Source organism: Streptomyces sp. NPDC090045 (genome assembly GCF_044747975.1).
GTDB lineage: Bacteria > Actinomycetota > Actinomycetes > Streptomycetales > Streptomycetaceae > Streptomyces.
The window spans coordinates 67568-81096 of sequence record NZ_JBIVFA010000025.1 but is presented as its reverse complement, the minus strand read 5'-3'; the positions used below and the strand labels follow the sequence as shown (position 1 = coordinate 81096).

Annotated in this window: 14 protein-coding genes; 7 read left to right on the top strand and 7 right to left on the bottom strand. The window is 69.6% G+C overall.

Translation table 11 applies throughout. The features are described 5' to 3' along the window. Window positions 1-1122 precede the first annotated feature (1122 nt). The 3 genes from ACIPYQ_RS39205 (at window position 1123) to ACIPYQ_RS39195 (ending at window position 3203) form a co-directional block, all read left to right on the top strand. A complete protein-coding gene (locus ACIPYQ_RS39205; protein ID WP_401259250.1) occupies window positions 1123-1677 on the top strand; it encodes a hypothetical protein in 555 nt (184 codons plus the stop codon). Continuing rightward, entirely contained in the window at window positions 1674-2147 is a 474-nt protein-coding gene (locus ACIPYQ_RS39200; protein WP_401259248.1) for a helix-turn-helix transcriptional regulator, read from the top strand. Before ACIPYQ_RS39205 ends, ACIPYQ_RS39200 begins: the two co-directional genes overlap by 4 nt. Window positions 2148-2768: 621 nt before the next feature. Then, window positions 2769-3203, top strand: a complete 435-nt coding sequence (locus tag ACIPYQ_RS39195; protein ID WP_401259247.1) for a hypothetical protein — start codon at window positions 2769-2771, stop codon at window positions 3201-3203. A gap of 444 nt (window positions 3204-3647) precedes the next feature. Here ACIPYQ_RS39195 and ACIPYQ_RS39190 read toward each other — a convergent pair whose 3' ends face one another. Together ACIPYQ_RS39190 and ACIPYQ_RS39185 are read right to left on the bottom strand one after the other, a co-directional pair. Next, window positions 3648-4433, bottom strand: a complete 786-nt coding sequence (locus tag ACIPYQ_RS39190) for a hypothetical protein (RefSeq protein WP_401259245.1) — start codon at window positions 4431-4433, stop codon at window positions 3648-3650. Window positions 4434-4631: 198 nt separating this feature from the next. Further along, entirely contained in the window at window positions 4632-5195 is a 564-nt protein-coding gene (locus ACIPYQ_RS39185; RefSeq protein ID WP_401259244.1) for a GntR family transcriptional regulator, read from the bottom strand. Between the two features lie 196 nt (window positions 5196-5391). Here ACIPYQ_RS39185 and ACIPYQ_RS39180 point away from each other — a divergent pair, with 196 nt between their 5' ends. Continuing rightward, on the top strand, window positions 5392-5889 hold the full coding sequence (locus ACIPYQ_RS39180; protein ID WP_401259242.1) for a hypothetical protein: 498 nt from the start codon (window positions 5392-5394) through the stop codon (window positions 5887-5889). Window positions 5890-6168: 279 nt separating this feature from the next. Continuing rightward, entirely contained in the window at window positions 6169-6462 is a 294-nt protein-coding gene (locus ACIPYQ_RS39175; RefSeq protein ID WP_401259240.1) for a hypothetical protein, read from the top strand. A gap of 12 nt (window positions 6463-6474) precedes the next feature. Here ACIPYQ_RS39175 and ACIPYQ_RS39170 read toward each other — a convergent pair whose 3' ends face one another. Further along, a complete protein-coding gene (locus ACIPYQ_RS39170) occupies window positions 6475-7176 on the bottom strand; it encodes a hypothetical protein (RefSeq protein WP_401259239.1) in 702 nt (233 codons plus the stop codon). Window positions 7177-7344: 168 nt separating this feature from the next. Then, window positions 7345-7644: a hypothetical protein gene (locus ACIPYQ_RS39165; RefSeq protein WP_389653134.1), complete on the bottom strand. Its 300-nt coding sequence runs from the start codon at window positions 7642-7644 to the stop codon at window positions 7345-7347. A gap of 166 nt (window positions 7645-7810) precedes the next feature. On the opposite strand from ACIPYQ_RS39165, the gene ACIPYQ_RS39160 reads away from it, so the two are divergent. Continuing rightward, window positions 7811-8329 carry a hypothetical protein gene (locus ACIPYQ_RS39160; RefSeq protein ID WP_401259237.1) on the top strand — a complete coding sequence of 173 codons (519 nt, stop codon included), beginning with the start codon at window positions 7811-7813 and terminating at the stop codon, window positions 8327-8329. Window positions 8330-8501: 172 nt separating this feature from the next. Here the strand turns inward: ACIPYQ_RS39160 and tpg are convergent, their stop codons facing one another. Both tpg and tap read right to left on the bottom strand, forming a co-directional pair. Further along, on the bottom strand, window positions 8502-9059 hold the full coding sequence (gene tpg, locus ACIPYQ_RS39155; protein WP_401259236.1) for a telomere-protecting terminal protein Tpg: 558 nt from the start codon (window positions 9057-9059) through the stop codon (window positions 8502-8504). Window positions 9060-9062: 3 nt separating this feature from the next. After that, on the bottom strand, window positions 9063-11177 hold the full coding sequence (gene tap / locus ACIPYQ_RS39150) for a telomere-associated protein Tap (RefSeq protein WP_401259235.1): 2115 nt from the start codon (window positions 11175-11177) through the stop codon (window positions 9063-9065). Between the two features lie 138 nt (window positions 11178-11315). Here tap and ACIPYQ_RS39145 point away from each other — a divergent pair, with 138 nt between their 5' ends. After that, window positions 11316-13175 (top strand): zeta toxin family protein, encoded by a 1860-nt coding sequence (locus tag ACIPYQ_RS39145; protein ID WP_401259234.1) that lies wholly within the window; start codon window positions 11316-11318, stop codon window positions 13173-13175. Here the strand turns inward: ACIPYQ_RS39145 and ACIPYQ_RS39140 are convergent. Then, complete coding sequence (locus ACIPYQ_RS39140; protein WP_401259233.1) at window positions 13139-13381, bottom strand: hypothetical protein; 243 nt, start codon at window positions 13379-13381, stop codon at window positions 13139-13141. The two genes, ACIPYQ_RS39145 and ACIPYQ_RS39140, sit on opposite strands and share 37 nt — an antisense overlap. Window positions 13382-13529: the final 148 nt, after the last annotated feature.

The window sequence follows — 13529 nt, the reverse complement described above, 5'->3', positions numbered from 1 at the left end:
CCCCGCGGAGCGGGATACCCGGCGGCAAGCCGCCGGGAAGTGAACGCCTCCGCTTCGCTCCGGCGCATTCCCGCGCAAGCGCGGGAATGGAATTCCGCGAGCGGAATTCCCGAAGGGAATACAATTCGCGCAAGCGCGAATTGTAGGCGACCGCGCAAGCGCGATCACCAGGCTGGCTACAGGAGGGGGTGCATCACGCGCGGGACTGTGTAGGGCTTGGGAATCCTAGGCACCACCCCAGCAACGAGGGTGACGGATCGTCGGGCTGACAGGGTGCCGGCCCCACCGCAGTGACGGGTTCCGCTGCGCTCCACCCGAACCCTCTCCCCCAACTCGAAACCGCCTCAACGCGTTCACTAATACCCCGTCAGAATACAGGACAACCCGCAACCGTGGGGCGGAATCCGGTGATGCGTCACCCGAGAGAGGGAACGTTCGTCAGGATGGTGCATCAAAGATGCTCGCTGTGTAGCGTTTGGGGCCTGGCAGGGCCACCCTTGCCCCGGCTCGAATACTCCCGGCAGAATTCAGAACTGCGCGGCCTTGAATGCCTCAGCCACAGAACGGAAGCCAGATATGCGCGAGCTGGAATTCAACGTGCGGACGTACCTTAGCCGATGGGCCGCTAGGCCGGGCGGCGGAACCCTCCACCGGCACCGGCCACGCTTCCATGCTTTTGAGCGTCACGGCCGGTACCACCCGAGACGCAGCTACCGCTGATGCCGCCTACGGTCCGCACCGGTCCCACGGAGCCGCACGCGAAGCTGCCTCAGCCCAAGTCCGGGGCCGACGCGCAGCAGCAGGCGGGCCGCCGGCGGATGGATCCGCGGCGCCTCGCCCGGCCGCCGACCTCGCCGTTGCATGCAGAGGTTGGAGGGCGCGGCACTGGCCGTGGAGGGCGCGCCTCTAAAGATCAGATAGACGCAACGCCGTGACCTGCGAAAACGCGAAAGATGCATTCACCCTGGGTGCATAGATCGTGGTCGCGGGCGCCGAGTTGCATGCACGTAGGTGACTAGATCGATTCTGTCCAGGGACACGCCCACCGCGTGCATGGATCGCCTGCATAACATCGCAGATCTGCTATGTTATGCGGCACCAACGATCATGAAGGAGAGGCCCGTGGCCCAGCCCTTGAGGCGCAGCGCGGAAGCGCCGGCGAAGGTGTCTCGGCTGGCCCCCGCACCGCCTCCGGCCGATGCCGTCAACGGCATGGAGTCCGCGCAGCAGCTGCTGAAGCGGTTCGAGAAGCTCGCCAACGGCGGGACCTTCACGAAGGACGCTCCGCGTAGGCCGTACGTCTTCTACGGCACCCAGCACCTGAGCATGGCCCAGGTGATCGAGGACAACCTGTGGAAGTTCGACCTCACCACGATGTCCCGCAACGTCCTGGACCACCTGAAGACCCACCACGACGACGAAGCGCTGGTGGAGATGACCCAGAGCAGCCTCGCCGTGAAGTTCGGGTGCTCGCAGTCGAAGGTGTCGCGCGCGATCGGACAGCTCAGCCGTCACAACTTCACCTGGAAGGAACGGCGGGGCGTGTACCGGGTCCACCCGCTCTACGCTTACCGGTGGGGCAGCGACAAGCAGCGGCGGCTGGTGAGGTCGCTGGAGAAGACGCTGCTGGCCCACGAGATCGTCATCCCGACTGTGAGGAACGAGGCCACGCGATGAGCACCGCCCCTGTCCCTGGTTTCCACAACCCGGAGATCTTCGAAGTCCTGCCGAACGCCTGCCTGTCGCCCACGGCCCGCGACGTCTTCGACGTCCTCACCGCCCGCCAGGAGCCCGGCGGCGTGGTCCGCATCCGGCAGCAGGACATCGCCGAACGCCTCGGGCTCACCCAGTCCGTGGTCTCCCGTGCGATCGGTCAGCTGCGGGACAAGGGCATCCTCAGCGAGCGGCAGCGCAAGGGCGAGGTACTGATCCACCCGCTGCTGGCTGGCTACGAGTCGCTGGCCCACATGGTCAACCACCTCAAGGCCCCCGACACGTTCGTGTGGCCGCTGAACTTCCCCACCGGCGACATCCGGCCTCCCAGGGCCAGAGATGCCCGCACCGGCACCGACTTCGACCCCGACCCGGACGGCGGCGAGGACGCACCCGCCCCCGAGGCCCGGCCCACCCTCCGGCTAGCCGGCTGAACCGCCGCCGCACGTCGCGCACCACCACGGCGCCCCCCGACCCTGGGAGGGCGCCGTCGTCGTTCCCGGCCGGGACGGAGCAGCACCGGTAGCAGCAGGTGAACCGGATCGCTCCCGTGCAGCAGAACGAAGCAGCACCGCCTGCTGCACCGCCGGGAGCCGACCTGCTACCCGAGCAGCAGCCTTGTCCCGCCCGGCCCATACAAATGCTGCGCTGCACCCTGCTGCACCCACGACACCGCCCTGCTGCACTCCCACCACCACCGTGCTGTCCTGTGCAGGTGGACCTTGCACATTCCAACTTCACCTTGCATCAACACCGCACATTCCAGTTGGATCTTGCCTACGTGTCCGGTATCGGTTAGGTCTGCCGTTCTCAGGCAAGTTGACATCTCACCGTGGCTGGTCTGGGTCTGACTCGGTCAACGGTGGATCTTCGAACGGGAAGGGACAAGAACGTCATGCCGGGCGGCGGAGGGGTGCGGGGCCGCGCATCCACGGCGCAGTGCGGTTCAAGCCGCTGGCCGAAGTGCTCTCTGTCGGTGCGCCTGCCGCTGCAGGAAGCTGACGATCAGTAGGGTCGGTCGCAACTGCGGCACGCATCAGGCGAAGGAGTCACCCATGGGAGCCCTGCCCGACGGCATCTACCGCATGAGCCTCGACGACAAGACACGCCTCACCTCGCCGGACGAGAGGACCGTCACCCTTCTGCCTGCCCAGGATGATGCACGGCAGGAGTTTGCGGTGCGGTGCACCAGCGGGGACAACTACTCCATCGCTAAGCCGACCCCCTACTGGCCCGTCCCGTTCGTGTGCCACGACGGGGACCCGAGGGAAGGCACGAGGGTGATCCTGCGGGTGAGTGACTTCCCTCCCAACGAGTGGAAGATCACCCAAGGTGCGGGGCCGAAAACCTTCACCATCGTTGCTGCCGGTGACGGACCGTCCCTGACGATCGGACCCGGGTCGATCCCGATCTTCCCGCCCATCCTGGAGCTGACGTCCAGTTCCAACGGGGACCACAGCTGGATTTGCGAGTTCGTCCGGGAGCTGTAGTCGCGTGACGTGCCTCGGCCGCGCTGGGTACGGCCGAGGCGGCGTCACTCTCCGATGGCACTCAGCCCTCGCTTACATTCCGGTCAGGCTGACCAAACTGCGCCGCGACAGGACAATACGGCTGGGGTTCGCGAGCTGGAACGGCGATCGGCGGCGCGGTCCGTCGCCGAAGATGCAAGGTAAGTCTGCGCAACTGGCGCCGGTCGTACAGACGAACTCTTCGCCTCGCTGGGCACGACCGTCGGCGGGTGCAACCTCCGGCCGCACCGGACACGTGCTGCACCCCCGTGCTGCACCCGACGACACCGGTGCTGCTGCCCTTCGACAACCACCACCAGGAGCAGCACGAGGACCCTGCTGCAGGCCCTCGCCTCACACCTCATAGCCTCACAACAGACCTCGCCCACCAGGGAAAACAGGGTGTGCGGCTCACAGGAGTAGCGGTCACAGGACGGTGCCGTACAGGGCGCGGCGGTCTCCGGACATCGCGTAGCGGCGAGCCGCGAGGCCGGACTGGAGGTTCTCGCCGATCTCCTCGCACAGCGGCGCCAGGACGTCGGCTGCGGCGGTGTCGGCCAGGTAGGCGGGGGCGACTTCGAGCATCAGCTCCCCGAGCTGGTGGGTGTGGGCGGCGAGGTCATCGACGACGCGGCGCAGTTCGGCGAGCGCGGGATCCGCCGGCGGATCGGCGGGCGGCGGAGTCGGGGCGGTGCGGACGTCGCGGACGGCCTGGCGGACTACGGCGCGCACGGTGGGCTCATCGAGGGCCTGGAGGCCGCTGTGGGCGAGCGTGGCGAGTCGGCGGGTGATCAACTCCGCGACGTCGCCGCTGCGGCCGGAGACGGCGATCAGGGACCGCTGGGAGATCCCGTAGTCGAGTGCGGCCGCGCTCTCCGGATCGGTGTCTCGCATGAGAGACGCCGCGGGGCTGGCCGTGACGGCGTCGTGGATCGCGGCCAGGGCGCGGGCGACATCGAGGAGCCGGTACGCCTGGGCGCGGCTGATGCCGAACTCCGCGTCGCAGTACGACTCCCAGCTGCTGTGCCCGAGGGGGAGCCAGACGCGGGCGGCGTGGGCGTCACGGACCCGGGCGGCGAGCACCGCCACGGAGCGCCGGACGTCGTCCATCGCCTCGCGCAGCCCGGCTGTCACCTCACGGGCCTGCTCCGTGGTGAGCGGCGGCCGCGCCGGTTCGGCGACGTCGTCCTGGTCCTGGTCGCGGGTGCCCATGACTCCATCGTCCTCCGGGCCGGCGGGCGGGGCCAGGGCGTACGGAAGCACGGCCGCGAGCTGCGCCTCACAGGCTCACACCCTCACAGCTCACCCCGTCTACCTGGGGAAACGGCCTGTGAGCCTCATAGACCTCACAGGCTGGCGCTGGCGTGACACCCGGTGCGTGACACCCGCCAGGGCCCGCGTCGGGCGCGGTTATGTCGCCTGGGAGTCGCCGCCGGTGGGCAGGTCCTGCTCGATCTCCCGCGCCGTCCTCATCAGCTCCAGGGCCTCGCGGCGCAGGTCGCTGGCGCGCTCGCGCAGCTGCTTCACGCGCCGGCGCTGCTGCTCGGGGCTGAACGCGTTGACGTACTGCCCGCGCGGTCCGACGAGCAGCCCTTCGGCGATCAGCTGGCGCACCGCGGCCGCGGCCTCCTTGCCGCCGATGTTGAAGTGCTGGCCGATGTCGTAGCGGGTCATGAACCGTTCGCCGGGCTCGTAGCTGCGGTGGATCGCGGTGCGCAGCAGCCGGTAGGCGCGCTCGGTCGGCGTCGTCGTGCCGACGCTGTAGAGCCGGTAGCCCTCGAACAGGGTCACCATCCCTTCGGCGGCGAGCTGCTCCAGCGCGGAGCGGACCGTGTCCGTCGACAGCCGCAGGTCCCCCGCGATCTCGGCCAGCGCGGGCAGATGGGTGCCCGGTTCGGTGCACGAGAGGCGTACCCACCGGCGCACCGCCTGGACGTCGTCGTCGCCCGCCGCCACGTCGTCAACCGTCGTCATGCCCGCGCCCCCTGCTCTTCGGTGGTCCGATCCGGGGACCAGCCTGGTGGGCGGCGCAGCGCGGGCGCCACGAACTTGCCGGGGTTTGCCAGCACCCGGCCCTCACGTGGTGGATATGGGCGGATACGGCGGGGTTCCGTTCGGGCCGCGCGTTCCCGGCAGACTCGGTCCACCAGTGCGCGGCGAGGAGAAGGCGATGCCCGAAGAGACCAGTGCCAAGAACCCGTACGGCTACGACCGGGAGACGGACACTGTCCGGGTCGGTCAGCACGACCTGGCCCGGCTTCTGTTGATGTTCCGCACGCTGATGCGCGAGCAGCGGCCCGGCCGGTGGAAGCACATGGACGACTTCGACCTGTCTTTCGAGCGCCTGGCCGACGCGGTCGATGCCGCCGGCGAGGCCCGGCAGGGCAAACGCTGGACCGGGCCTGATCTACGGATGCGCTGCACTACCACCGAAGCCGCCTACACCTGGCCGGACGGCGCTCCCTACGACGGCGGGACACCGGTGACGTGGAAGGTGCCGGGCTACCCGTCCCACGCCGTGGCGGAGGGCTCCAGGCGCCGGGACAGGTCGCTGTGCGGCTTCAGCTGGGCGCAGTGGGAAGGGCGCGCCATGGAGGGCCTGCCGGAGTGCCTGGAGTGTCTGCGTGAGGTCCAGCTCGGCGCCGAACGCTCCCGTGGCCGCTGGTGACTACCGGCGTGGATACGCGTTGCCGCCTGGGCGGCAACGCGTGGATACGGCCGTGGCTACGATGCGGAACGCCACGACCCCGGCAGTTGCGATGCCGGGGTCGGCTGCAGGCCCTCGCCTCACAACCTCATAGCTCAGCGCGTCTACCTGGGGAAACAGCCTGTGAGTCTCATAGACCTCACAGCTTTCGGCTGCCCGCGTGACACCTCTGCTCTTCCGTCGTCTGGCACGCTGTGGCGCGCGGCGAGCTGGTGTGTCTTGCTGCGGAAGGGGGGTTCAGTGACCGAGTTCGACCGTGAGCAGGGTGAGGTGCGGATACCGCGTGCGGCCCTGGACGCCATGGCCGCGGCGCTGAGCGTGCGCACGGTGGCGATGCGGACCTGGCCCGACGGCATCGAGTGGATGTACCCGCTCGGGACGTGGGAGGAGCCGCACCTGGAGGTGGCGCTCATGCCCGGCGGCGACGAGGTGTGGCTGCGGATGTCCACCGACCGCTCCAGCTTCGCCGTGTGGACCATCGAGCAGTGGTGGAACTTCGCCGGCGAACTGCCCGGCGCGACGCCGCAGGACTGAGCCGCGGCGGAGTCAGCTGCTCTTGATGAGTCGGCTGATGTCGAACGGGAGGTCCTCCGCCAGCTTGAACAGCGGCTCCAGGACGCCGTGGTACACCGGGTCGGTGTGGGGCGGGCAGTGCTCGGTCAGCAGACAGCCGGCGGCCTCGTCCTTGGTCCGGGGGTGGGCCGCTTCCTCGTCCGCGGCAATCTCCACTACGAGCTCGATCGCGTCGTCGACGCCGTCGCGCACCTGGGCCCACCGCTGTGCCGTGTCCTCGCGCTCGTTCGGGAGGCTGTGCTCGGGCTTGCGCTCGGGAAGGAGATCGGCCACCGGCACCGACAGCGCCTCGTACAGGCGGCCCAGCGTCGGTTCCTGGCACAGTTCCTCCACCGTCGTGGCCGTCAGGGGCGGCTTCGCCCCCGCGACGCGCTGCAGAACGGTGACGCCCAGGACGACCGCCGCGGCCGTGTACCGCCAGGCGGTCAGCGCTACCTGGCGCTCATACGCGGCCGCGCCGCGCGCGATCTCCTGGACGGCCTGCCCGTAGAACGGGAACGTCGTGTTCGCCTCGTGTATGTCGGCCACGTCACCGCCGCTCTGGAGCCGGTCCCAGAGGGCGCTCGCCGACTGCAACTCGTACCGCGTGGTCAAGACCGCCGCGTTCAGCGACCGCAGCGCCCCCACCTCGATCGTCGTGAGCGAGCCGGGCTCATCGAACCGTGCAAACCGCATCGCCACTCCCCACCCCGGGTCCAGATCAGTCCCTGGCACGCTACCCGGCACCGCCGCAACGGGTGACTACTGCGCGTGGATACGCACTGCCACCCGGATGGCAGCCAGCGAATACGGCCACCAGGGGCCGAGACTCGTTACCCGCGCGCACCGCGAAGCGTCTACTGGTCAGACGGGATCGGTGAACGAGATCGGCTTGCCGGTGGCGTGGGCGTATGCGATCTCCCTGCTCGTGGACTCGCCGATATACCCGCCTGGGTTGACGACCAGGACCCGGTCAGCCAGGTCGATCTTGCGCAGGTGGAGGGCGTCCAGCGCGGTCTTCTGCTCGTTGGTGATCAACTCGTCTGCTTCGCCTGGCGCGACGACAATGACACCTGCGAAAGTCAGATCACGGTTCGCCGTACGCATCTGGTCCACGAACCGGGTAGAGCCGCAGATGCAGACAATCTCAGGTCGGTCGGGCACCGCTCAGTCCTTCGGTCGATCGGGAAACCGTCAGTGTGCATGTTGACATCACAGACAGGCACATGAGCCGGAGGACCGACGCTCGCCAACGTCAGAGCAGCCGCGAGGCCGGTGGTTTCCTCGAAGAGGATCCCGGCCGGCGCGTTGGCTCGCCTACGGTCGCTCCATGACCAGTGAAGGCGTAGTCGTGGATGAGGCGGTCCGTGCGGCGTGGGACTCCTACCGGGTCTTGGAGAAACGGACTTCCGCTAAGGAGCGCCAAGAGGCGCAGCGGCGGGTCCAGGCCGCGGTGGGCGCGTATGGGCGTGAGGAGGTGTCCCGGGGCACGGTCTTCCTGGTGGGTGTGCTGACCGGGTACCTGATCGCCGAGCAGTCCGACGGCGAGGACCGGCTCGATCCGCTCAGCGATCTGATCCCCGCCGTGATCCGGCGGCTCCCCAGCTTCAAGATGGCCGACCCGGCTCAGGTGCCGATGGTCACCGGCGTTCTCATGGCCGCCGCGATGGGCATGGACACCGTGGCGTGGCGCGACCGGTTCGGACAGATTCCGCCGGAGGAGGCTCTGGTGCACGGCTTCGTGTTGTGGCTGCTCGCCGACCTCTTCGATTCCCTGATCGAACAGCCCGGAGCCATCGACCGGATGATGCGGGAGACCTTCGACTCCATGGCCGCCGAACACAGCTGACGTGCGGGCGGGCGGGTGGCTATCGGCGGAAGCAGCCGTGGCTACGATGCGGAACGCCCCGACCCCGGCAGTTGCGATGGGTCGGGGCGTTGCCACCGGGTGGCTATCCGAGCCAGACGATGTTCAGGACGGTCAGGCGGTGCAGGGCCCTGTTTACCCAAGGGCTCCGAATTCAGTAGTCGAAATCCATGTAGTCGATTTCGTTGATTTCGACGTCCGAGAGTCCCATGGCGCGGCCGCCGCTGTCCTGGAAATAGACGTCCTTGAACCCTTCGGCGATGATCCCGCGCATCTCCTGGTCGCTGGCTCCGGTGTCGCGGGCGTCGAACAGGCGCTGCGCGTACGCCGGGGGGAGGTGCACGGTGAGTCGCCGGAAGCGTCCGTCGTCGGTGGTGCCGACCGGCGCGGTGTAGCCGAACCGGGCGCGGGTCTCCACCGTGATCCCGGTTGCGGCGGCGGCTTGCTTCCGCCGGCGCTTGCGCACCTGCGGCTGCCACCGGGACCGTACGGCCGCGTCGATCTTCGCCGCGATGTCCTTCGGCGGGTGCTTGCGCTCGCCCTTGCGGTAGCGCTCCACCGACCGCTGACTGACGCCGAGCTCCTGGGCGACGGCCTTGGTCGTCTTGAGCTGCTTCATCAGGAAGTTGATGCGGCCCCGGAGGGTCTTGGGCGGCTCCCGGGTGAACGCCTCCCGGTCGGCCCGCTCGATCGCGTCCTCGATCTCCCCCACGGGTTACTCCCCTTCGTCCAGGACGGCGTCGCCGCCCTTGATGTGGCGGGCCGGGTTGAGGCCCTTCTCCATCAGGTCGACCGCCCACGCCATCTCCTGGACGCCCTCCACCTTCGCCAGGCCCGGCGTGGGACCGAGCCGGAAGCCGCCAGGCTGGGGCTTGCCAGAGGCCGCGTACGGGAGGAAGTCGAGCGGGCTGCTGCCGGGGCTCGGGTAGACGACGCAGTCGGACAGCACGGCGAGCGGGTACAGGCCCGTCATCTTCGCCATGTTGCCCAGCTTGCGGTGCATGTTGACCCGGGCCTTGCTGATGACGGCGGCCCGGATGTCGGGGCGCCAGGTCGGGCGCTCCAGGGCCGGCCACCGCTCGCCGTCCTTGTACTTGCGGCCCTGGGGGCGCTCGCGGAGCTTGCCGACGCCGCCCTTGACCGTGGCCTTGATGGCGGAGAGGACGGCTGCGAGGGCCGGGTCGGTCTGCTTGTGCCGCTCCATCGCCGCGAGGAACTGGCGGTCGTCCAGGTCCTTGGTGACGCCGAGGTCGGCGAGGGTGTCGACGTACGCGTTCTTGAGCCGGTCGTGCCACGGGTCCAAGTACGCGCCCGTCTCGCGCCGCAGGTACGCCTCGATCGGGTGGACGTCGTGGCCGAGCTCCTGGGCGTAGGCGACGGTGTGCGTCTGGTACCAGGCCGGGCCGGTCGGGCGGGTGCCGTCCGGGGTGAACGGGCTGGGCAGGCGCGGGTCCAGCTCGATGTGGCTGAGGTCGACCAGCCAGGAGCCGGGGATCTTCGGGTTGAACTTCGGGGCGTTGAAGTGGTCGGGGGCGGACAGGCCGACGACCAGGCGGGCCGCGGCCGCGAGGAAGGCGGTGTTGAGGTCCAGGCCGACCGCGAAGGGCAGCAGGCACTCCTCATCGCTGAGTAGGTCCACCGACCGCACCCACTGGTATGCCTCCTCGTTGAGGAAGCCGCCCTTCCAGCCGCTGCCGACGACGACGGGGTGCTCAGGGGTGGCCTCCGGCGGCGCCGGGTCCATCGGCTCGGTCCCGAGGCTGCCAGGGTTGTAGCCGGACACCCAGTTGCCGGTCTCCGGGTCCTGCACGGCCTTCGTGGGCGGGCGCAGCGCCGTCATCAGCTCCAGACCGGAGACGGCCGTGGAGCCGCGCGGGGTGATGACGCGCTGGGCGTAGACGCCGAGGACGCGGGCGATGTCGGCCGGCTCCATGTCCGCGACGCCGGGCCAGGACCGTGCATCGAGGGCGTCCCAGGAGAGGATCGCGAGCTGCACGCACTGCCGCTCGCGCCCCTGGGCCTTGCGGTAGATCCGCGCCCACGGGCCGAAGCCGCGCTGGGTGAGCTGCCACTTCGCCTTCGCCACCTGCTTGACGACCGGGTGGTCCTCGGGCAGGCGCAGGGAGCGGCGCTCCTCGTGGCCCTCCAGGCGCTCCGGCAGGCCGAGCTTCACGGCGGCCGCGGCCGTGAGCGCAATCAGCGGATCGGAGTCCTTGCCGTGGCGGTTGAGCTTCGGGGCGCCGAGTCCGGACTCGCGCAGCGTCCACTCCACCAGCTCCGGGATCGTGGTCGCCGGGCAGTCGAGCACGATGCCGCCCACGCCGTACGCGGAGCCATCGGCGTCCAGCACGGCGAGCGGGCCGTGCGGAAAGCGCGGGTCCAGCGCGGGCGCCGCCGCCTTCTTCGCCGCGGGGCGCCGCGACGTCGCGACCGGACGGACAGGACGCTCGTGCGCGGCCGGGGCGGCGGGGACCTGCGGTGCCACCGTCGCCTGCGGAGCGGGCACGGCCGGGGCGGTGAACGTCTCCGGCACCGACTGCGGCTCGGCCGCCGGGGTGGGCGCGGGGGCGGGAGATCCGTGCGCGGGGTACTTCGCTGCCCAGCCCTCCAGAAGCCTCTTGTACGCCTCGAGGCGCGGCGGCTTCGGCTCGCTCCGGCCGTTCTCCCAGTTCTTCACCGTCTGGGTCGTCGACTTCAGGGCCTGAGCGAGACGAGCCTGCGTGATGCCGGCGGCCTCGCGGAGCCGTGCGCGCTCCGCCGGGGGCGGGAGCTGCGGCTCCTCTGCCAGCAGGGCCTCGATGTTCGCGAACAGCTCTTCCTCAGATGCCATATCTGTCTACCTCCACCCTGAACACTAGCACGCTTTAACCCTGATGGAAGATTCTATTTATCCCTCGCGTTTAACCCGATCGGTGTATGCTGCGTGGCGTCGCCAGGGATGGCGGCCGAAACCGAGCAGGGAGTTGCGTTGAGAGACGAGGACGTCGTCCCGGTCACCCTGGCCGAGCGTCAGCACGAGGAGATCCTGGTTACGGAGATCCTGCCGACCTGGACCAAGCACGCCGTCCCTCAGGACCAGCCGGTCGTCCTGGTCGTCGCCGGGCCGGCAGGCAGCGGGAAGTCCTACCTGTGCGACCTCCTGCTCGCGGTCCTCAGCCGACGGGGCGGGGCGGTACTGATCGGCCGCGACCTCTACAAGAAGGCCCACCCCCAGTACGACGCCCTCATGCGCAGCGATGACCTCACGGCCGGTGTGCGAGTGCGCCCGGACGTCCTGCGATGGCAGGCCGAGGTCGAGGCGTACGTACGCCTCGAACGCTTCGACGCGGTCTTGGAAGCCCCCATCGCCGACCTGGCGGAGGCCATCGCGACGGCCCGCGTCTGGCGCGCGGCGGGCTACCGGGTCGAGGTGGTGGCGCTGGCCACGTCGGAAGCCGAGGCGCAGCTCAGCGGGTTAGACCGGTACCTGACGCAGGTCGACGAGCAGGGCGTGGGCCGGTCCGTGTCCTGGGGCAACCTCGAACAGTGCACGCGCAACCTGCCCCTGTTCCTGGAGGCCGTCGAGGCCGAACGGCTCGCGGACCAGGTCATGGTGGTGCGCCGTGGCCTTCACGTGCTGTACCGCAACGAGCTCACCGCGGATGGAACGTCCTGGCGGGAAGCCGCGGGCGCCTCCGAGGCGCTGACGGCGGAGTGGGGTCGGCCGTGGACCGCGCCGGAGACCTGGCAGTTTCGGCGCCGTCTGAACAGTACGGAGCAGCGGCTGCACCCGGCGGTGCTTGCGCCAGAGCGCCGTCTGGCGGTGGCCGGAGGGCTGGAGCGCGCCTTCGCACTGGCCGAGCCGGTGCGCCGCATTGCCCAGCCGCTCACGGTTCCGCCTGGAGTCGACTACCACCGGCTGTCGGCCAGCGAGCACCGGTGGATCTTCGACGAGCTGGTCATCCCGGGGTATCTGAGCTCCATCACCCCGCAGGACGACCCCGTCACCCTGTACGTGATGGGCCCGCAGGGAGCGGGGAAGTCCTACATGGCGCGCATGCTGCGCCGGGCGTTACGCCAGCGCAGACCCATCGGGATCGAGGGCGGCACATTCAAGGCGCTGCACCCCGACTACCGTCGGCTCCTCGAGGAGGAGCCGCGGACGGCCTCCGCGCGGATCAGGCCGGACTACCGGGCGTGGCAGGAGATGGCCGAGGCGTACGTACGGGCGCGCCGCGGGGACATGCTGATCGAGATCGCCCCGGACAGCGTCAGCCACTTCCTGAACAGTGCGCGGCGCGACCACCGGGCGGGCCGGCGCGTGGAGCTGGTCGTGATCGGGGGGCGTGCCGCGGACAGCAGGCTGGGGACCGCGACCCGGTGTGCCGAGATCGCCCGCCTGGGCGGCCGGCCGCGGTTCACCGCGGCCGCCGCCCATAACGCGACGTTCAGCATCATCGCCACCGTGGCCGACGCCGCCGAACGGTCCCCGTTCGTTCACCGCATCTCGGTGGTCCGCAGGGACCTGACCCCGGTCTATCTCAACGAGCGCACTGCGGACGGCGCCTTGAGCGGGCGGCCCCGGGCCGGGCAGGTGGTCGAGGCCGAGCAGCGCCGCCCGTACACGTCGGCCGAGGCGGCCCAGCTCCTCGCCACCCTCAGGCGGTTGGAGGGGGAGCTGCCGCAGTACCGGTCGGATCTGGTCGAGATCGCCGCGCTGGCCTGGCCTCTGATGCCCGCCCGCCTGCAGCCGCGCACCCTCCCCTTCACGGTCACCACGGCGCTGCTGCCCGCCCTGCAGCACACGCCCGGCTACTGGCCGCCCAGCTCCTGGGAACGGGCAGCGTAGCGGGCCGCGATCTCGGCCACCTCGTCCGCGTCTGCGTCCTGGAGCGCCTGGAGATCGGTGGCGCACGCCGTCCACTGCTCCTTCAGTTCCTTCAGGCGCTCGGAGTCAGGGCCGGCGGCCCGCTCCTTCATGATCTGTTCGGTGTACCAGTTGCTCACGTCCTGCACGAGTTGCTTGACGACATCGGGATTCGGGTGCTCTGACAAGGGGGTTCCTTCACGTCTCGGGATGCGGTGGGGCGACATTGTCTCTGGCCGAGACGATGCGGGAACGGCGCCTACGTTGCGGAAGGTGGCCACACCGCACGCCCCAGGCCCTACGGTTGATACCGTCGATGATCATTCTGGGGGGACC